The following is a 25,677-nucleotide window of genomic DNA, read 5'->3' as shown; positions in this document are numbered from 1 at the left end:
TAGGGATGCGAATCAGATTTTCGGTGGGCCGGGGTAGCCGCAATGGGCCCAGGACCCGGGGCGGAAATACCAGGCCATGATCACCAACTTGAGCAGCGAGCCCTGGCCCATGCGCAGCAGGTTCAGGTAGCTGTTTTCCCAGCGGTGCAGGAAGTTGCGTATTTGCTCGGCGCTGGCGTTTTCCCAACTGCCCCACACCCCGGTCAGCGGCCCGCGGGTGATGGCCATGCCCAATACGTCGAACAGTTGCTGGGTCAGCTTGAACATCTCGGGCGACAGGTGTTGCAGGCTGAAATCGAGTTTTTTCAAGGTGTCGTCGATACCGGCCACCACCGCTTCGGCGCTGGCTGCGCCTTCGAGCAGCACCGGGATCACCGCCCGTAAAAACGGCAGGTCACTGCTGCGCAACATCGCAAAGCCGCTGGCCGGGGTGCTGCTGGAGCAGCCGCTGAGGCTGGCGCCAAGCCCGGCGGTGGCCAGGAAGGCGCTGGCGCACAGGCCTATTTTCAGGACGCCGCGCCGTGACAGCGCGGGTGATTCAGTCAGGCTAGGGTTCATTCTTATTGTTATCCCGGTGATGGGGTTGTTAGCGGACGAACAGCTTCTGAATCAACTTCTGGATGGATTTGCCATAAGGCGGGTAAATCAGCTTGGCTGCGTTCAGGCGCTGCTTGATCAGCACGCCCTTGGCCTTGCTGAAGGTCAGGAAGCCCTCGTGGCCGTGGTAGTGGCCCATGCCCGACGGGCCGATACCGCCGAAGGGCATGTCGTCCTGGGCCACGTGCAGCAAGGTGTCGTTTAGGCACACGCCGCCGGAATGGGTCTCGTGCAATACGCGATTCTGTTCCGCCTTGTTGTAGCCGAAGTAATACAACGCCAGTGGGCGAGGGCGCTGATTGATGTAGGCGAAGGCCTGGTCGATGCCGCGATACGGCACGATCGGCAGCACCGGGCCAAAGATTTCGTCCTGCATCACGGTCATTTCATCGCTGACATTCAGCAGCAGGCTGTGGGCCATGCGGCGGTCCTGGCCCTGGTCGTACAGCGGGACCAGGGTGGCGCCCTTGTCGGTAGCGTCTTTGACGTAGCCGTTGAGCCGGGCCAGTTGTCGTTCGTTGATGATTGCGGTGTAGTCCGGGTTGTCGGCCAGGGTCGGGTAGAACCCGCGAACCGCCTTGCTGTAGGCCTCGACGAACCCGTCTACACGGTCTTCCGGCACCAGCACGTAGTCCGGCGCCACGCAGGTTTGCCCAGCGTTCAGTGCCTTGCCGAAGGCGATACGTTCGGCAGCGTCTTTCAGCGGTACGTCAGCGGAAACAATCGCCGGTGATTTGCCGCCCAGTTCCAGGGTGACGGGCGTGAGGTGTTCGGCTGCCGCGCGCATCACATGTTTGCCGATGCTGGTGGCGCCGGTGAACAGCAGATGGTCCAAGCGTAGTTTGGAAAATGCCATGCCTACTTCCGCTTCGCCGAGCACCACGCACACCAGGTCTTCAGGGAAGATCTTCGCCAGCAGCGTCTTGAGCAGCAGGCCAGTGGCGGGGGTGGATTCGCTGAGTTTGAGCATCACCCGGTTGCCAGCCGCCAATGCGCCCACCAGCGGACCGATGGCCAGGTACAGCGGGTAGTTCCAGGGCACGATCACCCCGACCACACCCAATGGTTGATAGATGACCTTGGCTGACGCGGGCTGGAAGGCAATGCCTACAGCACGACGGGAAGGTTTCATCCAGCCCTTGAGGTGTTTGCTGGCGTAGTGAATGCCATGCAGGCTGGGCATCAGTTCGGCAAACAGGGTTTCGTCGGCGCTGCGGTGGCTGAAATCACGGCTGATGGCGTTGATCAGCGCCTGGCGTTCATCGCTCAACAGGTCGCGCAGGGCCTTGAGCCATTGCTGGCGCTGGGCCGCCGGCGGCATCGGGTTGGCCGCGTACGCCCGGCGTTGGGCGTCGAACAGGGCCTGGAGCTGGTCCAGCGCCGGGGAATCTTGCAGGTAGGCAACGTTGGCAGACATGGCGAAGTTCCCGATTGTTATTGGAATGCTTCAGTTTTTAGAGTCATTGCTCTAAATTGTCAAATAACATTGCACGAACGTACCGATTTATCCGGACAAGGATAGTCCGTAAGATGCCGGTATCACGGGTCTAGAAGTTGATTTCCCATGGCACCACGAGTAAAGACCAGCGAGCGCATTGTGCAAACCAGCCTGGAGCTGTTCAACCAGCAGGGCGAGCGCAGTGTCAGCACCAACCATATCGCTGCCCATATGGAAATTTCCCCGGGCAACCTGTACTACCACTTCCCCAATAAGCAGGCGATTATCGCGGTACTGTTTCGTGAGTACGAAGCGTTGGTGGACAGCTTCCTGCGCCCGCCCCAGGGCCGCGCGGTCACCGTGGAAGACAAGCGTTTCTACCTGCAGGCGGTGCTCGCCGGCATGTGGCGCTACCGCTTTTTGCACCGCGACCTCGAACACCTGTTGGAAAGCGACCCGGAGCTGGCCACCGGCTACCGGCGGTTTTCCCAGCGCTGCCTGATCCAGGGTTCGGCCATTTACCAGGGCTTTGTCGACGCTGGCATTCTGAACATGGACCCGGTGCAAACCGAAGCCCTGACCCTCAACGCCTGGATCATCCTCACGTCGTGGGTGCGCTTTCTGTGCACCACCAATGAAAAGTCCACGCACCTGAGCGCCGAGGCGATCAAGCGCGGTGTGTACCAGGTGCTGGTGCTGGAAGCCGGGTTTATCACCCCCAAGGCCAGGGACGCGGTGGACGCGCTGTTCAAAGAGTTTTACGTGCCGTTGAATCAGGCGCTGGAAGAAGTGAAGTAGGATGTTTCCCGAACGTTAACGTCGTCACAGGAGTCAGTCATGCCGCTTGCCCAACTGATCAGCCCCCAGCACCTGGCCGAGCGCCAGAAGTCCGGCGGGCTGGTGATCCTCGATTGCCGCTTTGCCCTCGAAGACCCGGACTACGGCCTGTGCAGCTACGCCGAAGGGCATATCGAAGGGGCGCAGTATGCGGACTTGGAACGCCACCTCAGCGGGCCGGTGACCAAGGGTGTGACCGGGCGCCATCCGTTGCCGGCGGCGGACGCGTTTACCCGGCAACTGCGGGCCTGGGGCGTTAACGCTAGCAGCGACATCGTGCTGTACGACGATGGCCCCGGCGCTTTCGCCGCCCGTGCCTGGTGGCTGTTGGCCTGGCTGGGTAAGCGCGACGGCGTGTTCATCCTCGATGGCGGCCTCAAAGCCTGGCACGCGGCGGGCTTCCCCCTGAGCCTGGATGCCCCGGTGATCGAGCCCGGGACCTTCAGCGGCACGCCGGACAACCACCTGCAACTGGACGCCGAACACCTGCAAAAGCGCCTCGGCCAGCCGGGCCTGACCCTGATCGACGCGCGCGCCCAGCCACGTTTTCGCGGTGACGTGGAGCCGATCGATCCGGTTGCCGGGCATATCCCGGGCGCGCAGTGTGCGGCGTTCAATGAGAACCTGGGCAGCGACGGTCGTTTCCTGCCGGCTGACCAGCTCAAGCGACGCTTCGCCGCCAAGCTGCAAGACCGCTCGCCGGATGAGCTGGTGGCTTATTGTGGTTCGGGCGTGACGGCGTGCCACAACCTGTTCGCGCTGTGCCTGGCGGGTTACCCGTTGGGCAAGTTGTACGCGGGGTCGTGGAGCGAGTGGATCACTGATCCACAGCGGGAAGTTGCGACAGGCGACTGAGGTCTGCCTGACCCGGTCTGATCCAAAGTGTGGGAGCAAGCAAGCCGGCTCCCGCATTTTTATCCGTGTTGTGTCAGCAGCCACTCTGGGATGCGTCGTTCCAGGTAGTAGCCCGGCTGTTTCAGCGTGCCATCCACAAACCCCACATGCCCGCCCCTGGCCAGCAATTCGAACTCGGTGCAATCCGACAGTTCGCTGGCCTCCGGCAGGCTGTGGGCGAATACAAATGGATCGTCAGCCGCCTGGATGATCAGGGTCGGCGTGCGAATCGCGCCCAGGTAATAGCGGCTGGAGGCGCGGCGGTAATAGTCCTCGGCACTGAGGAAACCGTGCAGCGGCGCGGTGACCCGGCCGTCAAAGTCCCAGAACGTGCGCATCTTTTCCAGCGAGCCCAGGTCGGCCAGGGTTTTCAGGCCAGCCTCGCGCCCATCCTTTAGGAACCGGCTCTGTTTGACGCGGATATAGGCGAGCATTTCACGCATGAAGTGCTTCTGGTACACCCGTGAAAAGCCCAGGCCGATGCGATCAGCGCACTGGTCCAGGCGAAACGGCACCGACACCGCTGCCGCACCTTGCAGCCCGGAGTCTTCGCCGGTTTCACCCAGGTGCTTGAGCAACACATTCCCGCCGAGGGAATAACCCACTGCATACAGCGGCGCCAGCGGGCGCTTGGCTCGCAAGTGAGCGATGGTTTCGGCCAAGTCTTCGCTGGCGCCGGAATGGTAGCTGCGAGCGAGCAGGTTGGGTTCGCCGGAACAGCCACGCCAGTTCAGCGCCACGCTGGCCCAGCCTTGAGCCGCCAGGGTTTTTTGCAGGCCGGCGACGTAAGGCGAGTTGGACGAACCGGTCAGGCCGTGAAGTACCAGCACCAGTGGGGTGCGCGCATCATGCGGCCCATGCCAGTCCAGGTCGAGAAAGTCGCCGTCTGCCAGCCACAACCGCTCGCGCGGGCGTTCGATGTGAGTGGTTTTGCGCCACAGCGGCCCCCACAGCGTTTGCAGGTGCGGGTTGCCGAGGCCGAAGGCGGGGGTGAAGCGGTCGGGCGTTTTTGACACGATGGTTCTCGCGGCAGGTGGCAGGGCGGATAAGCAACCTGTGGCGAGGGAGCTTGCTGTGGTGAGGGAGCTTGCTGTGGCGAGGGAGCTTGCTCCCGCTGGGCTGCGAAGCGGCCCTAAACGCTAACCCCTCAATCTCTCAGGAAACCACCGTCACCTGCTTTGGGGCTGCTGCGCAGCCCAGCGGGAGCAAGCTCCCTCGCCACAGGGTTAGCTTTGTGTCGTACGTTGCCACAACGCGTAATACACCCGCCCGGATTTCTGCTCCCGGTGCAGGCGCCACGTGCCCGGAAGGCCCAGCGTTGACGGTGCCGTCTCGCTTTCGGTGTAGATCCAGGCATCCGGAGCCAGCCACTGACGCTCTTCCAGCAGCGCACACACAGTCGGCAGCAGGTTCTGGTTAAACGGCGGATCGAGGAACACCACGTCAAACTCACGCGCTTCCTGGGTTTCCAGGTAGCGCAGCGCATCAGCAGTCTGCACCTGGCCGGTGGTACAACGCAGGGTGCCCAGGTGTTCCTTGAGGCTGGCAACCGCCACATTGCTGGCATCCAGCGCCTGGCCCAATGCGGCACCACGGGATAACGACTCCAGGAACAACGCGCCGCTGCCCGCGAACGGGTCCAGTACCTTGGCCCCGGCGATGTACGGCGCGAGCCAGTTGAACAGGGTTTCACGCACGCGGTCCGGCGTTGGGCGCAGGCCTACGACGTCGGGGAAGCTCAGTTTACGGCTGCCCCACTCGCCGCCGATGATGCGCAGTTGGCCCACACCGTTGTGAACGTTGTGGACAGGTTTTTTGGGACGGGATGGACGGGCCATTAATGCTCCGGAACCCCGAGCGGTTGCTCGGCGGGTTTATCAGTGGGGGGCGGTAGTGGCTTTTGCGCAATCGTCGGGCCGGCGGTCACGATGACCATTTTGTCGGCACTCAAATGTTTGTTCAAAGCAGCTTTGACCTGATCAACGGTCAGCGCCTGGGATTGTTTCATGAAATCTTCAAGGTAGCTCAACGGCAGGTTGTAGAAACCCATGGCGCCCAGCTGCCCGACGATGTCGGCGTTGCTCGCGGTAGACAGCGGGAAGCTGCCGGCCAGTTCGCGCTTGGCGTCGTCGAGTTCTTTTTGTGTCGGACCGGTCTTGAGGTAGTCAGCCAGCACCTCCTGCACCAACCTCAACGTACCGGCGCTCATTTCGGCGCGGGTTTGCAGGTTGATCATGAACGGGCCGCGCACCTGCATCGGTGAGAAGCCGGAGTATACGCCGTAGGTCAGGCCGCGTTTCTCGCGCACTTCGCTCATCAAGCGGGTGCCGAAGCCACCGCCGCCGAGGATCTGGTTGCCCAGGGACAGCGCGGCGTAGTCCGGGTCTGCACGGTCGATGCCCAGTTGTGCGAGCAGCAATGTTGTCTGCTTGGACGGGAACTCGATATGCGTGGTGCCAGCCTTCGGCTCCAGCGGTTGGGCAATCTTCGCCAGCGCCGGCCCTTTGGGCAAGGACGCGGACACCTTGGCGGTCATGGCTTCGGCTTCTGCGCGGGACAAATCGCCCACCACCGAAATCACCGCGTTGCCGGCGGCGTAGGCCTTGGCGTGGAAGTCCTTCAACTGCGCGAGGGTCACCTTCGGCACGCTCTGGGCAGAGCCTTCGCTTGGATGGGCGTAAGGATGGTCACCGTAGAGTTGTTTGAACAGCTCGATGCTCGCCAGTTTGCCGGGGTTCTGTTTCTGGTATTCGAAGCCCGCCAGCAACTGGTTCTTGATGCGTGCCAGGGAGTCGGCCGGGAAGGTCGGCTTGCCGATCACGTCGTCAAACAGGGCCAGGGCCGCCTCACGTTTGTCGCTGGCACTCAGGCTGCGCAGGGAAACCAGCGCCATGTCGCGATAGGCGCCATTGCTGAAATCAGCCCCCAGGCCGTCGAACCCGGCGGCAATCTGGCTGACGTCCTTGCCCGGCACGCCTTCGTTGAGCATCGCGTTGGTCAACAACGCCAGGCCCGGCGTGGTGCCGTCCTGGCTGCTGCCGGCGGCGAACAGGATGCGCATGTCGAACATCGGCAGTTCATGGGCTTCGACGAACAGTACCTTGGCGCCTTCGGCGGTGGTCCAGGTTTGCACGTCGAGCTTGCGATTGGTCGGTGCCTTGTTGTCCAGTTCTGCTAAAGATTGCAGCCTGTTGGCGGACTTGGCCTGCTCCAGCGCCGGGCTGGCAACGGATTCGCTCGGGCGCAGGAAATACACCACGCACGCAGCAGCCAACGTGACTACGATCAGGCCGGGCAGCACCAGGCGGTTGTTTTTACGTTCACTCATGAGCGGTCTCCTCAGGCAAAACATGGGCGACGCTGAGACGTTCGCGGGTGAAATAGGTGCGCGCAGCTTTCTGGATGTCTTCGGCAGTGACGCTTTGCAGCTCGGCAAGCTCGGTGTCCATGAGTTTCCAGGACAGGCCGACGGTCTCCAGGGAGCCGATGGCCGTGGCCTGGCTGGTGATCGAGTCGCGCTGGTAAACCACGCCGGCAATGACCTGGGCGCGGATCCGCTCCAGTTCGTCAGCGCTGGGTGGCTTGGCCTTCAGCTCATCCAGCAGGCGCCACAGGCCGGCTTCAGCCTGGGCAACGGTCTTTTTCTTTTGCAGGTTCGGCGTGGCGGTCAGGGTGAACAGGCTGTCACCACGGGTGTAGGCGTCATAGCTCGAAGATCCGCCGGAGAGCAGCTCTTCGCCGCGCTCCAGTTGCGTGGAGATGCGCGCGCTGTAGCCACCGTCCAGCAGGGCCGAGATCAGGCGCAGGGCGTTGACCGAGCGTTTGTCTTCAGCGGTGGCCAGGCTCGGCACGTTGAAACCGAGGATCACGCTCGGCAATTGGGTTCGCACATGCAGGGTCAGCAGGCGCTCGCCGGGCTCGGCCAGTTCCAGCGGGATTTTCGCCGCAGGCACGTCGCGCTTGGGGATCGGGCCGAAGTAGCGCTGGGCCAGGGTTTTGACTTCATCCGGGGTCACGTCGCCCACCACCACCAGCGTGGCGTTGTTCGGCACGTACCAGGATTGGTACCAGTGGCGCAGCTCTTCAACCTTCATGCGGTCCAGGTCGGCCATCCAGCCGATGGTCGGCGTGTGATAGCCGCTGGCCGGGTACGCCATGGCCTTGAAGCGCTCATAGGCCTTGGACATCGGGTTGTCGTCGGTGCGCATGCGGCGCTCCTCCTTGATCACCTCGATCTCGCGGCTGAACTCGTCAGCCGGCAGGCGCAGGCTGGCCATGCGGTCGGCTTCCAGCTCAAAGGCGACGCCCAGGCGGTCACGGGCCAGCACTTGGTAGTAGGCGGTGTAGTCATCACTGGTGAAGGCGTTTTCTTCGGCGCCCAGGTCCCGCAGGATCAGCGAAGCTTCGCCTGGGCCGACCTTGGCGCTGCCCTTGAACATCATGTGTTCCAAGGCGTGGGACAAACCGGTCTGGCCCGGGGTTTCGTAGCTCGAGCCAACCTTGTACCAGACCTGGGAAACCACCACCGGGGCGCGATGGTCTTCGCGCACGACGACCTTGAGGCCGTTGTCCAGGGTGAATTCGTGGGTGGGTTGTGGGTCGGCAGCCAAAGCTGAAAGGGGCAGACAAACTGTGCTGAACAGCAGGCCTGCAGCGCGGCGGGCTAGAGCATTCATTCGTTTTTAAACCTGTTGGGCTGCCCGCTTGGTCTTAGCGTCGGCGGGCGAGGAGGTGCTAGGATACTGGTCCGACCTAGGGACGGCCACTGTGGCTGTCTTGTTAAGGCTCTATTTAGGCCTTACAAAATGTTGCGCATGAACGAGCTGGCTAAAAAACAGTCTGTTACGCATCGAATTTTATTTACCGATACGCCCCTTGGCGCGTCGCTACCTTGAGATAGCCGTCTCCATGTTTGGTTCCAACGACGACAAGAAGACCCCAGCTGCGGCTGGCGAGAAAAAAGGCCTGTTCGGATGGCTGCGCAAAAAGCCGCAGGAAACCGTCGTCGAACAGCCACAGGTTCAAGCTGAACCGATCCCCGAATCCATAGTAGAAGCCGAACCGGTTGCCGAACCGCCCGCGCCGGTGGTGTTGCCGATGGCCGAGCCGGTGCTGCAGCCGGTGGTTGAGCCAGAACCAGAACCAGAACCTGCTCCCGAGCCTGAGCACAAACCCTGGCTGGTGTTGCCGGTGGCGGAAGAGCCCGTGGCGCTGGTTGAAGACGAGCAAGCCGAGCACGTGACGCCGCCGATTCCGGCCGTCATGGAACCGGTGGCCGTTGTGGTTGACGCGCCGCCAGTGGTTGAAGTGCCTGCGCCGGTTGTCGCCGAGCCAGTTCCGGCGGTAGTCGCCGCACCAGCGATCATCGAAGCACCGGCCGCGCCCGCCGAAACCGGCAAGACCGGCTTCTTCGCCCGCCTCAAGCAAGGCCTGAGCAAGACCAGCGCCAGCATTGGCGAAGGCATGGCCAGCCTGTTCCTCGGCAAAAAGACCATCGATGACGAGTTGCTCGAAGACATCGAAACCCGCCTGCTGACCGCTGACGTGGGCGTCGAAGCCACCGCCGTGATCATCCAGAGCCTGACCCAGAAGGTTGCGCGCAAGCAGCTGACCGACGCCGATGCACTCTACAAGTCGCTGCAGGCCGAACTGGCCAACATGCTCAAGCCGGTTGAAGCGCCGCTGGTGATCAATACGCAGAACAAGCCGTTTGTGATCCTGGTGGTTGGCGTCAACGGCGCCGGCAAGACCACCACCATCGGCAAGCTGGCCAAGAAGCTGCAACTGGAAGGCAAGAAAGTCATGCTCGCTGCCGGTGACACCTTCCGTGCTGCGGCCGTTGAGCAATTGCAGGTCTGGGGCGAGCGCAACAAGATCCCGGTCATCGCCCAGCACACTGGCGCCGATTCGGCTTCGGTGATCTTCGATGCGGTGCAGGCCGCCAAGGCGCGCAACATTGATGTGCTGATCGCCGATACCGCCGGTCGCCTGCACACCAAAGACAACCTGATGGAAGAGCTGAAGAAAGTCCGCCGGGTGATCGGCAAGCTCGACGCCGACGCGCCCCACGAGGTGTTGCTGGTGCTGGACGCCGGTACTGGCCAGAACGCCATCAGCCAGGCCAAAAGATTCCACCAGACGGTCCAACTGACCGGCCTGGCATTGACTAAGCTCGACGGCACGGCCAAGGGCGGTGTGATCTTCGCCCTGGCCAAGCAGTTCGGGTTGCCGATTCGTTACATCGGCGTCGGTGAAGGCATCGACGACCTGCGCACTTTTGAAGCCGAACCCTTTGTACAGGCACTGTTTGCCGAGCGGGAGCGTTCATGATTCGTTTCGAACAGGTCGGTAAACGCTACGCCAACGGGCATGTCGGCTTGCATGAGCTGAGTTTCCGGGTGCGTCGCGGCGAATTCTTGTTTGTGACCGGCCATTCGGGCGCCGGTAAAAGTACCTTGTTGCGCCTGCTGCTGGCCATGGAACGCCCAACCACCGGCAAATTGCTGCTGGCCGGCCAAGACCTGGCCACTATCAGCAATGCGCAGATCCCGTTTTTGCGCCGCCAGATCGGCGTAGTGTTCCAGAACCACCAACTGCTGTTCGATCGCACGGTGTTCAATAACATTGCCTTGCCATTGCAGATTCTCGGGCTGTCCAAGGCCGAAATCGTCAAGCGTGTGGACTCGGCCCTGGAGCGCGTCGCGCTCTCGGACAAGACCGACCTCTACCCGGGCGACCTGTCCACCGGCCAGCAACAGCGCGTCGGCATCGCCCGCGCCATCGTGCATCGCCCGGCCTTGCTGCTGGCAGACGAACCCACAGGTAACCTCGACCCGCGCCTGGCGGCAGAAATCATGGGCGTGTTCGAAGACATCAACCGCCTGGGCACCAGCGTACTGATCGCCAGCCACGACCTGGCGCTGATCGCCCGCATGCGCCACCGCATGCTCACCCTGCAACGCGGCCGCCTGATCGGTGACGGGGAGGCTGGGGTATGAGTGCCACACGCAGCCCCAAGGTTTCCGAGCGCGTCGCGCCAAAACCGGCTGATCCACAACCGCAGAAGAAAAAACGCGACGAAGACGACGGCCCGGATTTCGGCACCCAGGTGCACGCCTGGATCGAAAACCATCGCGCAAGCCTGGTAGACAGCCTGCGCCGCCTGGGCAAGCAGCCGATCGGGAGCTTCTTCACCTGCCTGGTGATGGCCGTGGCCTTGAGCCTGCCGATGGGTTTGTCGCTGCTGCTTAATAATGTCGAGCGCCTTGGCGGCTCCTGGCAGCGGGCGGCGCAGATTTCCCTGTACCTGAACCTGGATGCCAGTACCCAGGACGGCGAGTCCCTGCGCGACGAGATCAAAAGCATTCCGGGTGTGGCCGAGGCTCAGTACATCAGCCGCGATCAGGCCCTGGAAGAGTTCCAGCAGCAGTCCGGCCTGGGCGAGGCGCTCAAGGAGCTGCCGCAAAACCCGCTGCCGGGCGTGGTGCTGGTCACGCCTAATGAAGTCGACAAGACGACCCTGGAGGCCCTGCGACAAAAACTCGCAGAGCTGCCGAAGGTCCAACAGGCGCAACTTGATCTAGTCTGGGTAGAGCGGCTGGCGGCGATTCTCAAACTGGGCGACCGGTTTGTGTTCGGCCTGACGGTGTTGCTGGTCTCTGCATTACTTTTGGTGATAGGCAATACCATTCGTCTTCATATTGAAAACCGCCGCACCGAGATAGAAGTGATTAAACTCGTTGGCGGCACCGACAGCTATGTGCGTCGTCCATTTCTGTACATGGGCGCGCTTTATGGCTTCGGTGCGGGGATTCTGTCCTGGGGCGTGCTGGCTTTTGGCCTGAATTGGCTGAACGACGCGGTGGTAGGGCTCGCCGGCTTGTACGGCAGTGATTTTGCCTTGGCCGGGGTGCCGGCAGCCGATGGTCTGTCATTGTTGCTTGGGGCAGTACTCTTGGGGTATATCGGTGCTTGGATTGCGGTCGCACGGCATTTACGTGAGCTGGCACCGAAGTAGTTAATGTCTGGGTAATGTGGTTTCGTTTGTATTGACCGTATCAGTGGTTTAGGGAACTTGTCCTACGGTTCCCGGTCAATTTTCGCAGTGCTGAACTGCACGAGTTATGTGAGTCGGAGGTTTTTTCGTATGACCACTTCTTTGCAACCTGTCTATGCCTTGGTCCCGGGTGCCAACCTGGAAGCCTATGTGCACACGGTCAACAGCATTCCATTGCTGACGCCCGAGCAGGAGCGTGAACTGGCCGAGAGTCTCTACTATGAGCAGGATTTGGGGGCGGCTCGGCAGATGGTGCTCGCCCACCTGCGTTTTGTCGTACATATCGCCCGTAGCTATTCCGGCTACGGCCTGGCCCAGGCTGACCTGATTCAGGAAGGCAACGTCGGCCTGATGAAAGCGGTAAAACGCTTCAACCCGGAAATGGGTGTGCGCCTGGTGTCGTTTGCCGTGCACTGGATCAAGGCGGAAATTCACGAATTCATCCTGCGCAACTGGCGCATCGTGAAAGTCGCGACCACCAAGGCCCAGCGCAAGCTGTTCTTCAACCTGCGCAGCCAGAAGAAACGCCTGGCGTGGCTGAACAACGAAGAAGTGCATCGCGTGGCCGAAAGCCTTGGCGTTGAGCCACGTGAAGTGCGCGAGATGGAAAGTCGCCTGACCGGCCATGACATGGCCTTCGACCCGGCTGCTGAAGCGGACGACGACAGTGCTTTCCAATCGCCGGCCAACTACCTGGAAGACCACCGGTATGACCCGGCGCGTCAACTGGAAGACGCCGACTGGAGCGACAACTCCAACCACAACCTGCACGAAGCGCTGGAAGTGCTGGACGACCGCAGCCGTGACATCCTCTACCAACGCTGGTTGGCAGAAGAAAAAGCCACGCTGCACGACCTAGCGCAGAAGTACAACGTGTCGGCCGAGCGTATTCGTCAGCTCGAGAAGAGTGCGATGAACAAGCTGAAACTGTCGATCGCCGCCTGAACAGCTGCGAAGTGACAAAAAAATGCCCCGATCGAGAGATCGGGGCATTTTTATTTGCGCAAGGTCCGGCCATTAGCGCTACCCCGTCCCCCCGTCACCCCCCGTAGCAGCTGTCGAGCCTTAGCGAGGCTGCGTAGGCCGCGCCGAAGTCTTCAACACCACGTTGCGCCTGACGCAGCCTCGCTAAAGCTCGACAGCTGCTACGGGGAGTAGCGGCGGCCGTAGTGGTGGGTTAGTCAGCCCAAGGCGCTTTGCGCGAGTTGTTCAGCTCATTCAAATAGCTGTCGCCCCCCAACTGACTCATCTGCTGCCGGATCCACGCAGCCCGCCGCGCCACATACGAGGTTGGATGACTGGCACTCCACACCCGGGGATTAGGCAATACCGCCGCCAGGTAGCTGGCCTGCTGGCGGGTCAATGCCTTGGCACTCACGCCAAAGTGATGCCGCGCCGCCGCTTCCGCGCCGAACACGCCTTCATCCCACTCCACACTGTTGAGGTACACCTCAAGAATTCGCTGCTTGGGCCAGAAAATCTCGATCAGCCCGGTAAACCAGGCTTCCAGGCCCTTGCGGAAATAGCTGCGGCCGGTCCATAAAAACAGGTTCTTCGACACCTGCTGGCTCAAGGTGCTGGCGCCACGAATCGAGCCGCCGCGTTCGTTATGCAGCAACGCCGCCTGGATCGCGCCGAAATCAAAGCCCCAATGCTGCGGGAAGCGCTGGTCTTCGCCAGCCATCACCGCCACTTTCAGGTCATCGGAAATCTGATCCCACGGCACCCAGGTGCGCTGCACGTCAATCGGCTCGCCGTCGACCCAGGATTCGACCTTGCGCTCGACCATCAGCGCGGTGCCCGGAGGCGGCACGACACGAAACAGCAGCACCAGCAACACACTGCCGATGGCAAACCACTTGAGGGCTTTGAGAAAACGCTTGAAGAGAAGACGCAGCATAGAGATGGCTTGGCCGAACCCGTTGAGCGGGCCATTATACAGACCCTGCCCACTGAGTCTGACTGGAGTTCCTCATGTTGCGTGGCTTTCTGATGCTGGCTGCCTTTTTCGGTTTTACCGGTGTTGCCCTTGGCGCGTTTGCCGCCCACGGCCTGAAAAACCGCCTGAGCGCCGAGTACCTGGCGATTTTCCACACCGGCGTGACTTACCAACTGGTGCACACCCTGGCGCTGTTCGGCGTGGCACTGCTGGCGGCGCACATCCCAGGTCGCCTGGTGACGTGGGCGGGCGTGTCCTTTGCCATCGGCATCCTGCTGTTCTCCGGCAGCCTGTATGTATTGACCATGACCGGCATCAGCAAGCTCGGCATCATCACTCCGTTCGGCGGCCTCGCGTTCCTGCTGGGCTGGTTCTTCCTGGGGCTCGCTGCTTGGCGCTTGCAACTGACCGCTTGACGCTTGGAGCTGACCTTTAGGCCCCAATCACGCTAGAATGCTGGCCCCTAAAAACGATGGCGGCCCGTGGCATGCGCATTCAGTTGAACGGCGAACCCTTTGAACTGCCCGACGGTGAAACCGTCGGGGCCCTGCTGACCCGTCTGGACTTGACCGGGCGTCGCGTCGCAGTGGAGCTCAACCAGGATATCGTCCCGCGTAGCCAGCACGCCGAGACCGCACTCGCCGAAGGTGACCAGGTTGAAGTGGTCCACGCCATCGGCGGCGGTTAGCCGCCCGGCGCCCAAGGGCGCCACCCCGAATTCTGCAGAACCTCACCCCAACTCGAGGATTTCCCATGAGCATCGTTCGTAGCGACAAGCCTTTCGTCCTGGCCGGTCGTACCTTCCAGTCGCGCCTGCTGGTCGGCACCGGCAAGTACCGCGACATGGAAGAAACCCGCCTGGCCATCGAAGCCTCGGGTGCCGAGATTGTCACGTTCGCCGTGCGCCGCACCAACCTGGGCCAGATCGAGGGGGAGCCGAACCTGCTCCAAGTGCTGTCGCCGGATCGCTACACCTTCTTGCCGAACACTGCCGGTTGCTACGACGCCATCGAAGCCGTGCGCACCTGCCGCCTGGCCCGTGAGCTGCTCGACGGCCACAACCTGGTGAAGCTGGAAGTACTGGCCGACCAGAAAACCCTGTTCCCCAACGTGATCGAAACCCTCAAGGCCGCCGAAACCCTGGTCAAGGAAGGCTTCGACGTGATGGTCTACACCAGCGACGACCCGATCATCGCCCGCCAACTGGCTGAAATCGGCTGCATCGCGGTGATGCCGCTGGCCGGCCTGATCGGTTCCGGCCTGGGCATCTGCAACCCGTACAACCTGCAGATCATCCTCGAAGAAGCCAAGATCCCCGTGCTGGTGGATGCGGGCGTGGGCACTGCCTCCGACGCCACCATCGCCATGGAACTGGGGTGTGATGCGGTGCTGATGAACTCGGCCATCGCCCATGCGCAGCAGCCGATCATGATGGCTGAAGCCATGAACCACGCGATCGTCGCGGGCCGCCTGGCGTACCTCGCCGGGCGCATGCCGAAAAAACTTTACGCCAGCGCCTCCTCGCCGCTGGATGGTCTGATCAAGTAAGAGCCATTGATGACTGAATCAAACGAAACGCCGAACACCGTGGAAGAAGGCGACGAGTCCAAGCACCGCCGCATCAAGAGTTTTGTGATGCGCGCCGGTCGCATGACCGAAGGCCAGCAAAAAGGCCTGGAGCAGGGCACGCCGCTGTTCGTGCTGCCGCTGGTGGACGCTCCGGTGGATTACGACCAGGTGTTCGGTCGTTCGGCGCCACGCTCGCTGGAAATCGGCTTCGGCATGGGCCATTCCCTGCTGGAAATGGCGGCGGCTTCGCCGGAACAGGATTTTATCGGGGTTGAGGTGCACCGTCCGGGTGTTGGGGCGCTGCTTAACGGCGTGCTGACCCAGGGCCTGACCAACCTGCGGGTCTATGACTGCGACGCGATCGAAGTGCTCAACCGCTGCATCGCCGACAACAGCCTCGACCGCCTGATGCTGTTCTTCCCCGACCCATGGCACAAGAGTCGCCACCACAAGCGCCGCATCGTCCAGGCGTCCTTCGCGGAACTGGTGCGCAGCAAGCTGAAAGTGGGCGGCATCCTGCACATGGCCACCGACTGGGAACCGTATGCCGAATACATGCTGGAAGTGATGGACGTAGCCCCTGGCTACCGCAACCTGGCCGAAGACGGCAAATGTGTCCCGCGCCCGGCCGAGCGGCCGATCACCAAGTTCGAACGTCGCGGCGAGCGGTTGGGGCATGGGGTTTGGGATTTGAAGTTCGAGAAGGTCGACTGACAAGCCCAGGCTTGGAACACAGTCAAAATGTGGGAGCTGCTTGTGTGGTGAGCTGGCCTTTGTGGTGAGCGGGCTTTTGTGGTGAGCTGGCCTTTGTGGTGAGAGGGCTTTTGTGGTTAGCGGGCTTTTGTGGTGAGCGGGCTTGCCCCGCGCTGGGCTGCGAAGCAGCCCCAACACCAAGCACCGCATTCTTTCTGGAATAAAGTGGTGGTTCTATTAGGGCTGCTGCGCAGCCCAGCGCGGGGCAAGCCCGCTCACCACAAAAGCCCGCTCACCACAAAAGCCCACTCACCACAAAAGCCAGCTCCCCACAAAAAGCCAGCCGCCCCCAAAAAAGCCAGCCCCCACATTGTGTTTTGTCTTGTGTGGCGTCAGCGGCGATCCGCCACCACCCCGATCAACACCAGCACCACCAACAGCACCGGTGCCAGGCTGTAGTTGTTGAACTGGCTCAACCCTCGAACAATCCACGGCGTGGCGTAGATCAGCGCAGCACCGCTGCCGATCATGCACACCAGTGCCATCAGCGGCACGCGCAGCGCACCCGCGATGCTGCCCAGCCGTGCTTCGACCCAGCCCTTGATGTCGGCGCCAAACAGCACCAGCAAGCAGCCTACCAGCGCCAGGGAGATTTCCGACAGGTTGCTACGGCTCCAGCGGGACACGGTGGCGAGTAGATCGAGTACCAAATCCATTCGATTTCCTTAAGAGCAGTCAGCTCAAAAACTTCTGCAGCAGGTCATTGAGAAAGAGTTGCCCGCGGTCGGTGGCCGCCAGGCGTGACGGTTCGACCTGCATTAAGCCACTTTGTTCTGCCTCCGTGCGGGCTTCATCGAGGCTCGCCAGCTCAAGGCCAGTGCGCTCGGCGTACAGCCTGGCTTCCACACCGTCGGTGAGGCGCAGGGCGTTCATCAGGAACTCGAACGGCAGTTCTTCGTTGGTCAGTTCTTTGGACCCGGCCAGGTAGTTTTTCGCCGGGTTGAGGTAGTCCTTTGGCGCTCGGGTTTTCCAGGTGCGCACGATGCGCCCGTCCGGGTGGCTGAACTTGCCGTGGGCCCCGGCGCCGATGCCGATGAAGTCGCCAAAGCTCCAGTAGTTCAGGTTATGCCGCGCCGGCCGACCCGGTTGGGCGTAGGCCGAGACTTCGTACTGGGCGTAACCGTGTTCGGCCAGCAGCGCCTGGCCAGCTTCCTGGATGTCCCACAGGGTGTCGTCTTCCGGCAGCACCGGTGGCTGGTTCCAGAACACAGTGTTGGGTTCCAGGGTCAGTTGGTACCAGGACAGGTGCGTGGGCTTGAGGGCAATGGCTTGGCGCAGGTCGCTCAGGGCATCGTCCAGGGACTGATCGGGCAAACCGTGCATCAGGTCCAGGTTGAAGTTGTCGAACCCGGCCAGGCGCGCCATGCCGGCGGCACGTACGGCTTCGTCACCGTTGTGGATGCGGCCCAGGGCTTCGAGTTTTTCCTGCTGGAAGCTCTGGATGCCAATCGACAGCCGGTTGATCCCCAGTTTGCGATACGCCACGAACTTCTCTTGCTCGAACGTCCCGGGATTGGCTTCCAGGGTAATTTCGATGTCGCTGGCGAACGGGATGCGCGCTTCCACACCCTTGAGCAATCGGCCCAGCGCAGCGGCGCTGAACAGGCTCGGCGTGCCGCCACCGAAAAAGATCGAACTCAGCTCACGGCCATACACCGCATGCAGGTCCTGGTCGAGGTCGGCCAGCAACGCGTCGACATACTCTTCTTCCGGCAGCACTTTACTGGCGGTGTGGGAGTTGAAGTCGCAATAAGGGCATTTGCGCACGCACCACGGGATGTGGATGTACAGCGCCAGGGGCGGCAGTTGAGGCAGCGCCGCCCGAGGTGTTTGCGCGCCACCGAAAATCAGTGGCTGCGCGCAGGTGTTCTGGGTCATTTCAAACCCAGACGCTGGCGCAGCAAATCCATTGCGCGGGCGCGGTGGCTGATCTGGTTTTTGTCGGCCGGGCTTAGTTCGGCGCTGGAGACATTACGCTCCGGCACCCAGAACAGCGGGTCATAACCAAAACCGTGTTCGCCGCTCGCCGCAGGCAGGATGCGGCCGTGCCACAGGCCTTCGCAGAGGATAGGCAATGGATCATCGGCATGCCGCACCAGCGCCAGCACGCATACGAACTGCGCGCCGCGCATCGCGTCCGGCACGTCCTTGAGGGCGTCCAGCAGCTTGGCGTTGTTGGCTGCATCACCTTTGCCGTCGGCATAACGCGCCGAGTAGATGCCAGGCGCGCCGCCCAGGAAGTCCACGGCCAGCCCGGAATCGTCAGCCAGCGCTGGCAGGCCGGAAATGCGCGCGGCGTTGCGAGCCTTGAGGATGGCGTTCTCGACAAACGACAGGCCGGTCTCTTCCGGCTCTACCTGGCTGAACTCGCCGATCGAGCGCAGCTGCACCGAGTCTCCCAGCATGGCCTGGAGTTCTTTGAGCTTGCCGGCGTTATGGCTGGCCAGCACGAGTTGTGTGAGGTTCATCATTCGGCCGGAAACAGTTCCTGGTTGAAGCTGAAACCGTGGGCTTTGCCGCCGGTTTCAACGTTGATGGTGAAAACCTTGGTTTCCTGCTGCGGCACGGCGTACTGGGCGACGTAAAGCGTGGAACCTTTCTGGGTGATTTTCTTGAACGTCAGCATCTCGCTTTTGCCGCCCAGGTCTTTGATCGTGCCGGTAACGGTCGCGTCTATCGGTTCGACGCCCTTATTTACGAACACGTTGATCATGCCCTGGTCTTTGCTGCGTACGATCCCGGCTTCCTGGGCCATTTCCGGCGTCAGGAAGCTGGTGGTCAGGGTGTTGTAGTGCACCGTGATATCGCCGAATTCTTTCTGGCGATTACCATCGATAGCATCCGCTGCCATGGCGCTGACGCTCAGGCACGCGGTGAGTAGCAAAACAGCCAAACGACTCATGATCGTCCTCCTTGAAAATGGTTAGACGGCAACCTGGTGGTCCGCAAGGCCCGGGCTGCTGACGCGGTAGATCCCGATCTCACCCAGCAGGTTGGGCCATAGCTTACTCGCCCAGCCGTGACGATGCTGTTGATCGACGGCAAGGCGGTTGATGACTTTGGCGTCACGCTCGCCACACAGCGCTTCGAAGTCCTCGAAGGTGCAGAAGTGGATGTTGGGCGTGTTGTACCAGGTGTACGGCAGGAAGTCCGACACTGGCATGCGGCCCTTGGTGGCCAGGTACCAGCGGCAGCGCCAGTGACCGAAATTGGGGAAGGTGATGATGCATTGGCGGCCCACGCGCAACATTTCGTCGAGGATCCGGTCGGGGTAGTGCACGGCTTGCAGCGCCTGGGTCATGACCACGATGTCGAAGCTGTTGCTGGCAAAGTTGCCCAGGCCCTTGTCCAGGTCCTGCTCGATCACGTTGATGCCCTTGGCCACGCACTGAGCGATGTTGTCCGGGTCGTTTTCCAGGCCATAGCCGGTGACTTGCTTGTTGTCGCGCAGCCAACTCAGCAGTTCGCCATCACCGCAACCGAGGTCGAGCACGCGGCTGCCGGCGGGGATCCAGTCTTGGATGATTTCCAGGTCGGCTCTCATGGCGTTCTCACAGAGTTATGCGGTTCATGTAGTTGCTAAAGGCTTGCAAGTAACGCGGGATCGGGATCAGGAAGGCGTCGTGGCCCTGCGGTGCGTCGATCTCCAGGTAGCAGACGTCTTTCTTGGCGGCCATCAGTGCGTCCACCAGTTCCCGCGAGCGGGCCGGGGAGAAGCGCCAGTCGGTGGTGAACGACATCACGCAGAACTTGGCCGTGGCCGCCTCGAAGGTGCGCGCCAGGTCGTCGTCGAAGTTCGCCGCCGGGTCGAAGTAGTCCAGGGCCTTGGTCATCAGCAGGTAGGTGTTGGCGTCGAAACGCCCGGAAAACTCCTCGCCCTGGTAACGCAGGTAGCTCTCGACCTGGAACTCGACGCTGTGGAAGTCGTAGTTGAGCTTCTCGCTCTTGAGGCCACGGCCGAATTTCTCGCCCATGGAGTCATCCGACAGGTAGGTGATGTGCCCGACCATGCGCGCCAGCATCAGCCCGCGCTTGGGGATCACGCCCGCTTCCTGGAACGAACCGCCGTGGAACTCCGGGTCGGTGAGGATCGCCTGGCGCGCCACTTCGTTGAAGGCGATGTTCTGCGCTGACAACTTGGGCGCCGAGGCGATAGCCAGGCAATGGCGCACGCGGTCCGGGTAGGTGATGGTCCATTGCAGGGCCTGCATGCCGCCCAGGCTGCCGCCGATCACCGCGGCCCATTGGGCGATGCCCAGTACATCGGCCAGGCGCGCCTGGCTGTGTACCCAGTCTTCCACGGTCAGCACCGGGAAGTCGGCGCCAAACGGCTTGCCGGTTTCCGGGTTGAGGCTGCTGGGGCCGGTGGAGCCGTTGCAGCCGCCGAGGTTGTTCAGGCTGACCACGAAGAATTTGTTGGTGTCGATGGGCTTGCCGGGGCCGATGCAGCTGTCCCACCAGCCGGGCTTGCGCTCGTCCATGCTGTGGAAACCCGCCGCGTGGTGATGACCGGACAGGGCGTGGCAGATCAGCACGGCATTGCTGCCGGAGGCGTTCAGTTGGCCGTAGGTTTCATAGATCAGGTCGTAGGCGGGCAGCGAACGGCCGCAGGCCAGGGCCAGCGGTTCGCAAAAGTGCGCCACTTGGGGTACGACCAGTCCAACAGAATCGGGGGGGAAGGCAGCTGGCATCGACCCTGCTCTCGTTTAAATGAGGCGTAAGTCTAAAGACCGCTGCACCCAGCGGCAAGCAAAGGCCGGCGGCTGGTGTTTTTAGAGGTTTTTGGGGCAAGGGAGCAAGCTCCCTTGCCCTCCAACTATCAGATCAGGCCGAACAGTTCTTTGGGCATGAATGCATAGAACGCCAAGCGCGGAATCACCCAGCTTTGCAGCAACTGAATGGCGATAAACGCGAAGATTGGCGAGATATCCAGGCCACCCAGGTTCGGGATCAGGCGACGGAACGGCGCCAGCACCGGCTCAGTGATCTGCGCCACCAGTTCTGCGCCAGGGCTGCGGCTGCCCGGAGCGACCCAGGACAGGATCACACTGATGATCATCGACCAGAAAATGATCTTCAAGAACAGCGAGAAAATTCCGATCAATGCCCACGGCAGCAACAGCAACGTGGTGGCCTGGTAGCCGTTCAGCAGCAGGATGACCGCGAACAGCAGGATCTGCAGCAGCAGCGCCAACACCAGCGACGACATGTCCAGGCCGAACATGCTCGGGATCACCCGGCGCAGTGGCTTGAGCAGCGGTTGCGTGGCCTTCACCACGAATTGGCACAGCGGGTTGTAGAAGTTCGCCCGCACCAGTTGCAGGATAAAACGCATCAGCACGATCAGCAGGTACAGGCTGCCCAGGGTCTGGATGATAAAAATGGCAGCGTCATTGATTCCGAGCATGTTTGATTCCTATATGGGGGACGACTATTTGCCCAGCTGCTCGGCCATTTCGGCCGAACGATGTGCTGCGGCACCCAGTGCTTTTTCCACCAGGGCTTCAAAGCCCCCGGCCTGGAATGATTCGATGGCGGCTTGGGTGGTGCCGCCCGGCGAGGTCACGCGACGGCGCAATTCGGCAGCGTCGACATCACTGGCCACGGCCATCTGCGCGGCGCCCAGCGCGGTTTGCTCGGCCAGTTGTTCAGCGACTTCGTGTGGCAAGCCCAGTTTCACGCCGGCGGCGGTCATGGATTCGATCAACAGGAAGAAGTAGGCCGGGCCGCTGCCGGACACGGCGGTGACGGCGTCCAGTTGCTGCTCTTGTTCCAGCCACAGGGCAATGCCCACCGCGGACAACAACTCTTGTGCCTGGTCGCGCTGGGCGGCAGTCACTTCGCCGGTGGCGTACAAGCCGCTCACGCCCTTGCGCAGCAGCGCCGGGGTGTTGGGCATGCAGCGCACGATGGGCTGCGCGCCGAGCCAGGTGTTCATGCTGGCGCAGGTAATGCCGGCGGCGATGGACACCACCAGTTGGTGGGGCTTGAGGCTTGGGCGCAGGCTTTCGCACACGGCTTTCATGGCCTGGGGCTTGACCGCCAGCACCACCACGTCAACGCCTTCAATCGCGTGTGCGTTGTCGGCGAAGGTTTCGATACCGTGCTCGGCGCTGACGCGTGCGCGGGTGTCGGCGCCCGGGTCGCTGGCGCGAATCCGTTGTGCTTCCAGGCCCTTGGCCCGCAGGCCGCCGATCAGGCTGGCCGCCATGTTGCCGGCGCCGATAAAGGCAATACGCGTGTTGCTCATGACAGGTCCTTACTCAGATGGAAGTCAGCCATTTCAAGGTTGGCCGTAGTCGCGGGCACCAAACAGGGCGGTACCGATCCGCACCCAGGTGGCCCCTTGGGCGATGGCCGACTCAAGGTCATGGCTCATTCCCATGGAAAGTGTGTCGAGCGCAAGGCTCAGGCTTGCTTGCAGGTCGCGCACGGTGGCGAAGGCTGCGTCCTGCTCTGCACGGTCGTCAGTTGGCTCAGGGATCGCCATCAAACCGCGCAACTTCAGGCGCGGCAGGGCGCTGATAGCTTCGGCCAGGGCAGGCAGGCCGGCGGGTGTGCAGCCGGACTTGCTGGCCTCGCCACTGACGTTGACCTGGATGCAGATATTCAGCGGCGGCAGGTCAGCCGGGCGTTGCTCGGACAGGCGTTGTGCGATTTTCAGGCGGTCCACGGAATGCACCCAGGCGAAGTTCTCGGCGATCGCCCGAGTCTTGTTCGATTGAATGGGGCCGATGAAGTGCCAACTCAAGGGCAGGTCGGCTAATTCAGCCTGTTTACCCAACGCTTCCTGCAGATAGTTCTCGCCAAAGTCATGCATCCCGGCGGCATAGGCTTCGCGCACGGCGTGTGCGGGCTTGGTCTTGCTCACGGCCAGCAGGTGCACGCCGGCTGCGTCGCGCTGCGAGGCCTCGGCCGCCGCACGGATCCGCTCGGAAACCAGGCTGATGTTGTCTGCTATGGTCGACATTCAAGTTGCACCCGTGGATATGGAGTCCGCGGCATTCTACTGGAAATGGAAAGCCCTATGGATATCACTGAACTGCTGGCTGCCGGCGTGCGCCTGGGCGCCTCGGACCTGCACCTGTCGGCCGGGTGGGTGCCGATGTTGCGAGTGGATGGCGACGTCTGGCCGCTCGATTGGCCGGTGCTGGCCCCGACCCAGGTCGCGGAGTTACTCAGCCCTTTGCTGAACAATTACCAGCAAAAGGATTTCGAAACATCTCTTGAAACGGATTTTGCCTTCGAGTTGCCCGAGGTGGCGCGGTTTCGGGTGAACGTGTTCCAGCAGCACCGGGGCATGGGCGCGGTCTTTCGCACCATCCCTGCAACGGTACAGAGCCTGGAAAACCTGGGGTTGGGCGAGGTGTTCCGGCGCATCGCGGATTTGCCCCGCGGGCTGGTGTTGGTCACCGGGCCGACTGGTTCGGGCAAGTCCACGACCCTGGCGGCGATGATCGACTACCTCAACACCCATCGACGCCAGCACATCCTCACCCTTGAAGACCCGATCGAGTTTATCCATCAGCCTAAAAATGCCCTGATCAACCAGCGTCAGGTGCATCGCGACACCCATAGTTTTTCGACGGCCCTGCGTTCGGCATTGCGCGAAGACCCGGACGTGATACTGGTGGGTGAATTGCGGGATCTGGAAACCATCCGGCTCGCGCTGACGGCGGCAGAAACCGGGCACCTGGTGTTCGGTACGCTGCACACCACCTCGGCGGCTAAAGCTGTGGACCGGATTGTGGATGTGTTTCCGGCCGGGGAAAAGGCCATGGTCCGCTCGATGCTCTCGGAGTCATTGCAGGCGGTGGTGTCCCAGGTGCTGGTGAAGAAGAGCGGAGGCGGGCGAGTGGCGGCTCACGAAATCATGCTTGGCACGCCGGCGATTCGTAACCTGATCCGCGAGGACAAGGTGGCGCAGATGTACTCGGCGATCCAGACCGGCGGAGCATTGGGGATGACGACGCTGGACATGAGCTTGAAGGCGCTGGTCAGCCAAGGGCTGATCAGCCGGGAGCATGCCCGGGAGAAGGCGAGGGTGCCTGGGGATATTTGAGGTCGCGTGGGCGATGAAAAACGAATGCAGGACTGGCTTATGTGGGAGCTGGGCTTGCCCGCGATGCAGGCACCCCGGTGTATCAGTCACACCGGGGTGATGCTATCGCAGGCAAGCCAGCTCCCACACAAGCCCACTCACCACAGCAAGCCCGCTCACCACAGCAAGCCAGCTCCCACATCAGCCTTAGATCAGCGCTGCACAATCCGCAGGTTGTTCTGTTCTTTAGGCAGGACACGCTTGGCAATCACGTAGTTCTTGTCCCAGAACGGCTTCTTCAGCGTATCGATGCTCACGGACTTGCCACGACGCGGTGCATGGATGAAACGGTCGTTGCCCAGGTAGATGGCAACGTGGTTCACCTGGCGGCTCTTAAGTTTGAAGAACAGCAGGTCGCCCGGTTTCAAATCCTTGCGCTCAACCTTTTGCCCGTGGCCTGCGGCCATGGCGTTGGAGGTGCGCGGCAAATCCACGGCTTTTACATCATTAAACGCATATTTCACCAAGCCACTGCAGTCGAACCCTTTACTTGGGCTGCTGCCGCCCCAACGATAAGGAGTACCGAGCACGTTGACGGCGCGGCTGAGGACATTGCTGCTTTGCTTGGTGTTGACCGCCATCAGCCCTGGAGCTGTTTTGCCGTGGGCCTTGCTCAGTTGAGTCGGGCGCTGCACGGTCAGCTTTACCGATTTAACGGAGCTGGTGGTGGTGTGGACTTTAGGGGTGAAACCGTTAACGCTGGGAAGTCGTTGCTCACGATTGGTGGCGTGGGCGGCCAGTGGCATTAATAGGCAAATGGTTAGCCATGTCTTGAAAAATGGTCGCATCAGGCAAGGCTCTTTTTGGTTTGCGCGCAACTTTATAACAGCTTTTTGTGTCTTTCTCAGGCCGTTTGTCGACTGAACCCTGGGGTCAAATTCAGGAAAACCGTGACGAATTGCCGCGATTGTCCTACACAAGTCAGGCGGTATAAGGCTTTGAGGGAAGCGAAGATACCATTTGCCGCATGTCGGGCGCCCGTAAAAAAGTCACAAAGAAACCAGAAATATTTATCTATCGAGGCAAAAGAGGTACTGCATGAACACCTATCGACAGGATGTTTCGCAACAAGACACCCACAGCAAGGTGATCGGTTACCTGCTCTGGATTTTCGGTTTTACCGGTGCTCACCGCTTTTATTACGGCAAGCCGGTGACCGGGACGATCTGGTTTTTCACCTTCGGTTTATTCGGGATTGGCTGGCTGATCGACTTGTTCCTGATTCCGGCGATGGACCGGGAAGCGGACCTGCGATTTACCGCCGGGCCGATCGAATACAACGTGGCCTGGATTTTGTTGGCGTTCCTGGGCGTGTTCGGGTTGCACCGCATGTATCAGGGCAAATGGATCAGCGGGATCATTTACCTGCTGACCGGCGGGTTGTTCCTGATCGGCGTGCTGTATGACTTCTGGACGCTGAATACGCAGATTTCGATCCGCAATGCCGAGCGTAACGGCGGTCGTTAAGCACTCTAACCCAATGTAGGCGCGGT

General features: G+C 61.5%; 29 protein-coding genes. 12 read left to right on the top strand and 17 right to left on the bottom strand.

Going from position 1 to position 25,677, the window contains the following annotated elements; all coding sequences use genetic code 11:
• Window positions 1–12 precede the first annotated feature (12 nt).
• On the bottom strand, window positions 13–558 hold the full coding sequence (locus tag RGV33_RS30660) for a twin-arginine translocation pathway signal protein (RefSeq protein WP_322148150.1): 546 nt from the start codon (window positions 556–558) through the stop codon (window positions 13–15).
• A gap of 28 nt (window positions 559–586) precedes the next feature.
• Window positions 587–2,014, bottom strand: a complete 1,428-nt coding sequence (locus RGV33_RS30655) for a coniferyl aldehyde dehydrogenase (protein WP_322148149.1) — start codon at window positions 2,012–2,014, stop codon at window positions 587–589.
• Window positions 2,015–2,161: 147 nt separating this feature from the next.
• Here RGV33_RS30655 and RGV33_RS30650 point away from each other — a divergent pair, with 147 nt between their 5' ends.
• Together RGV33_RS30650 and RGV33_RS30645 are read left to right on the top strand one after the other, a co-directional pair.
• Window positions 2,162–2,833 carry a TetR/AcrR family transcriptional regulator gene (locus tag RGV33_RS30650; RefSeq protein ID WP_322148148.1) on the top strand — a complete coding sequence of 224 codons (672 nt, stop codon included), beginning with the start codon at window positions 2,162–2,164 and terminating at the stop codon, window positions 2,831–2,833.
• 39 nt (window positions 2,834–2,872) lie between these two features.
• Window positions 2,873–3,727: a sulfurtransferase gene (locus RGV33_RS30645; RefSeq protein ID WP_322148147.1), complete on the top strand. Its 855-nt coding sequence runs from the start codon at window positions 2,873–2,875 to the stop codon at window positions 3,725–3,727.
• 59 nt (window positions 3,728–3,786) lie between these two features.
• On the opposite strand, the gene RGV33_RS30640 is transcribed toward RGV33_RS30645, so the two are convergent.
• The 4 genes from RGV33_RS30640 to RGV33_RS30625 all read right to left on the bottom strand — a co-directional run bounded on the left by RGV33_RS30640 (window position 3,787) and on the right by RGV33_RS30625 (window position 8,442).
• Window positions 3,787–4,782, bottom strand: coding sequence for a hydrolase (locus RGV33_RS30640; RefSeq protein ID WP_322148146.1), 996 nt, complete (start codon window positions 4,780–4,782; stop codon window positions 3,787–3,789).
• 210 nt (window positions 4,783–4,992) lie between these two features.
• Window positions 4,993–5,604, bottom strand: a complete 612-nt coding sequence (gene rsmD, locus RGV33_RS30635; RefSeq protein ID WP_063026488.1) for a 16S rRNA (guanine(966)-N(2))-methyltransferase RsmD — start codon at window positions 5,602–5,604, stop codon at window positions 4,993–4,995.
• Window positions 5,604–7,094, bottom strand: coding sequence for a pitrilysin family protein (locus RGV33_RS30630; RefSeq protein WP_322148144.1), 1,491 nt, complete (start codon window positions 7,092–7,094; stop codon window positions 5,604–5,606). The genes rsmD and RGV33_RS30630 overlap by 1 nt, the downstream gene beginning before the upstream one ends.
• Window positions 7,087–8,442, bottom strand: coding sequence for a pitrilysin family protein (locus RGV33_RS30625; protein WP_322148143.1), 1,356 nt, complete (start codon window positions 8,440–8,442; stop codon window positions 7,087–7,089). Before RGV33_RS30625 ends, RGV33_RS30630 begins: the two co-directional genes overlap by 8 nt.
• A gap of 232 nt (window positions 8,443–8,674) precedes the next feature.
• Between RGV33_RS30625 and ftsY the strand changes: the two genes are divergently transcribed.
• From ftsY to rpoH, 4 genes are all read left to right on the top strand, one after another.
• On the top strand, window positions 8,675–10,096 hold the full coding sequence (ftsY, locus tag RGV33_RS30620; RefSeq protein ID WP_322148142.1) for a signal recognition particle-docking protein FtsY: 1,422 nt from the start codon (window positions 8,675–8,677) through the stop codon (window positions 10,094–10,096).
• A complete protein-coding gene (ftsE, locus tag RGV33_RS30615; RefSeq protein ID WP_003213784.1) occupies window positions 10,093–10,764 on the top strand; it encodes a cell division ATP-binding protein FtsE in 672 nt (223 codons plus the stop codon). Before ftsY ends, ftsE begins: the two co-directional genes overlap by 4 nt.
• Window positions 10,761–11,783, top strand: coding sequence for a permease-like cell division protein FtsX (ftsX, locus tag RGV33_RS30610; protein WP_322148140.1), 1,023 nt, complete (start codon window positions 10,761–10,763; stop codon window positions 11,781–11,783). The genes ftsE and ftsX overlap by 4 nt, the downstream gene beginning before the upstream one ends.
• A gap of 129 nt (window positions 11,784–11,912) precedes the next feature.
• Complete coding sequence (gene rpoH, locus RGV33_RS30605; protein WP_017845020.1) at window positions 11,913–12,767, top strand: RNA polymerase sigma factor RpoH; 855 nt, start codon at window positions 11,913–11,915, stop codon at window positions 12,765–12,767.
• 232 nt (window positions 12,768–12,999) lie between these two features.
• Here the strand turns inward: rpoH and mtgA are convergent, their stop codons facing one another.
• The gene (gene mtgA / locus RGV33_RS30600) at window positions 13,000–13,722 is read right to left on the bottom strand and encodes a monofunctional biosynthetic peptidoglycan transglycosylase (RefSeq protein ID WP_322148139.1); all 723 of its coding nucleotides are present in this window, start codon (window positions 13,720–13,722) and stop codon (window positions 13,000–13,002) included.
• 74 nt (window positions 13,723–13,796) lie between these two features.
• On the opposite strand from mtgA, the gene RGV33_RS30595 reads away from it, so the two are divergent.
• The 4 genes from RGV33_RS30595 (at window position 13,797) to trmB (ending at window position 16,044) form a co-directional block, all read left to right on the top strand.
• Complete coding sequence (locus RGV33_RS30595) at window positions 13,797–14,177, top strand: DUF423 domain-containing protein (RefSeq protein ID WP_322148138.1); 381 nt, start codon at window positions 13,797–13,799, stop codon at window positions 14,175–14,177.
• A 71-nt stretch (window positions 14,178–14,248) separates the two neighbouring features.
• Window positions 14,249–14,449: a sulfur carrier protein ThiS gene (gene thiS / locus RGV33_RS30590; protein ID WP_322148137.1), complete on the top strand. Its 201-nt coding sequence runs from the start codon at window positions 14,249–14,251 to the stop codon at window positions 14,447–14,449.
• A 65-nt stretch (window positions 14,450–14,514) separates the two neighbouring features.
• Window positions 14,515–15,309, top strand: a complete 795-nt coding sequence (locus RGV33_RS30585; RefSeq protein WP_322148136.1) for a thiazole synthase — start codon at window positions 14,515–14,517, stop codon at window positions 15,307–15,309.
• 9 nt (window positions 15,310–15,318) lie between these two features.
• Window positions 15,319–16,044: a tRNA (guanosine(46)-N7)-methyltransferase TrmB gene (trmB, locus tag RGV33_RS30580; RefSeq protein WP_322148135.1), complete on the top strand. Its 726-nt coding sequence runs from the start codon at window positions 15,319–15,321 to the stop codon at window positions 16,042–16,044.
• A gap of 371 nt (window positions 16,045–16,415) precedes the next feature.
• On the opposite strand, the gene RGV33_RS30575 is transcribed toward trmB, so the two are convergent.
• The 9 genes from RGV33_RS30575 to RGV33_RS30535 form a co-directional block, all read right to left on the bottom strand.
• Window positions 16,416–16,739 (bottom strand): DUF3392 domain-containing protein, encoded by a 324-nt coding sequence (locus tag RGV33_RS30575; protein WP_003213776.1) that lies wholly within the window; start codon window positions 16,737–16,739, stop codon window positions 16,416–16,418.
• A gap of 19 nt (window positions 16,740–16,758) precedes the next feature.
• Window positions 16,759–17,961 (bottom strand): radical SAM family heme chaperone HemW, encoded by a 1,203-nt coding sequence (gene hemW / locus RGV33_RS30570; RefSeq protein ID WP_322148134.1) that lies wholly within the window; start codon window positions 17,959–17,961, stop codon window positions 16,759–16,761.
• Window positions 17,958–18,554, bottom strand: a complete 597-nt coding sequence (rdgB, locus tag RGV33_RS30565; RefSeq protein ID WP_322148133.1) for an RdgB/HAM1 family non-canonical purine NTP pyrophosphatase — start codon at window positions 18,552–18,554, stop codon at window positions 17,958–17,960. Before rdgB ends, hemW begins: the two co-directional genes overlap by 4 nt.
• Window positions 18,551–18,985 (bottom strand): DUF4426 domain-containing protein, encoded by a 435-nt coding sequence (locus RGV33_RS30560; protein ID WP_322148132.1) that lies wholly within the window; start codon window positions 18,983–18,985, stop codon window positions 18,551–18,553. The genes rdgB and RGV33_RS30560 overlap by 4 nt, the downstream gene beginning before the upstream one ends.
• 21 nt (window positions 18,986–19,006) lie before the next feature.
• On the bottom strand, window positions 19,007–19,627 hold the full coding sequence (gene metW, locus RGV33_RS30555) for a methionine biosynthesis protein MetW (RefSeq protein WP_322148131.1): 621 nt from the start codon (window positions 19,625–19,627) through the stop codon (window positions 19,007–19,009).
• A gap of 7 nt (window positions 19,628–19,634) precedes the next feature.
• Entirely contained in the window at window positions 19,635–20,774 is a 1,140-nt protein-coding gene (metX, locus tag RGV33_RS30550; protein WP_322148130.1) for a homoserine O-succinyltransferase MetX, read from the bottom strand.
• 128 nt (window positions 20,775–20,902) lie between these two features.
• Window positions 20,903–21,490, bottom strand: coding sequence for a YggT family protein (locus RGV33_RS30545; protein WP_088425494.1), 588 nt, complete (start codon window positions 21,488–21,490; stop codon window positions 20,903–20,905).
• 24 nt (window positions 21,491–21,514) lie between these two features.
• Window positions 21,515–22,333, bottom strand: a complete 819-nt coding sequence (gene proC / locus RGV33_RS30540) for a pyrroline-5-carboxylate reductase (protein WP_322148129.1) — start codon at window positions 22,331–22,333, stop codon at window positions 21,515–21,517.
• A gap of 33 nt (window positions 22,334–22,366) precedes the next feature.
• Window positions 22,367–23,053: a YggS family pyridoxal phosphate-dependent enzyme gene (locus RGV33_RS30535; RefSeq protein ID WP_322148127.1), complete on the bottom strand. Its 687-nt coding sequence runs from the start codon at window positions 23,051–23,053 to the stop codon at window positions 22,367–22,369.
• Window positions 23,054–23,110: 57 nt separating this feature from the next.
• Between RGV33_RS30535 and RGV33_RS30530 the strand changes: the two genes are divergently transcribed.
• Window positions 23,111–24,145 (top strand): type IV pilus twitching motility protein PilT, encoded by a 1,035-nt coding sequence (locus RGV33_RS30530; RefSeq protein ID WP_322148126.1) that lies wholly within the window; start codon window positions 23,111–23,113, stop codon window positions 24,143–24,145.
• A 191-nt stretch (window positions 24,146–24,336) separates the two neighbouring features.
• Here RGV33_RS30530 and RGV33_RS30525 read toward each other — a convergent pair whose 3' ends face one another.
• On the bottom strand, window positions 24,337–24,972 hold the full coding sequence (locus RGV33_RS30525) for a C40 family peptidase (protein WP_322148125.1): 636 nt from the start codon (window positions 24,970–24,972) through the stop codon (window positions 24,337–24,339).
• Between the two features lie 250 nt (window positions 24,973–25,222).
• Between RGV33_RS30525 and RGV33_RS30520 the strand changes: the two genes are divergently transcribed.
• Complete coding sequence (locus tag RGV33_RS30520; RefSeq protein WP_003213752.1) at window positions 25,223–25,651, top strand: NINE protein; 429 nt, start codon at window positions 25,223–25,225, stop codon at window positions 25,649–25,651.
• Window positions 25,652–25,677 lie beyond the last annotated feature (26 nt).

The sequence above is a fragment of the Pseudomonas sp. Bout1 genome (assembly GCF_034314165.1).
Lineage (GTDB): Bacteria > Pseudomonadota > Gammaproteobacteria > Pseudomonadales > Pseudomonadaceae > Aquipseudomonas.
This window is presented reverse-complemented; position numbering and strand designations above follow the sequence as displayed.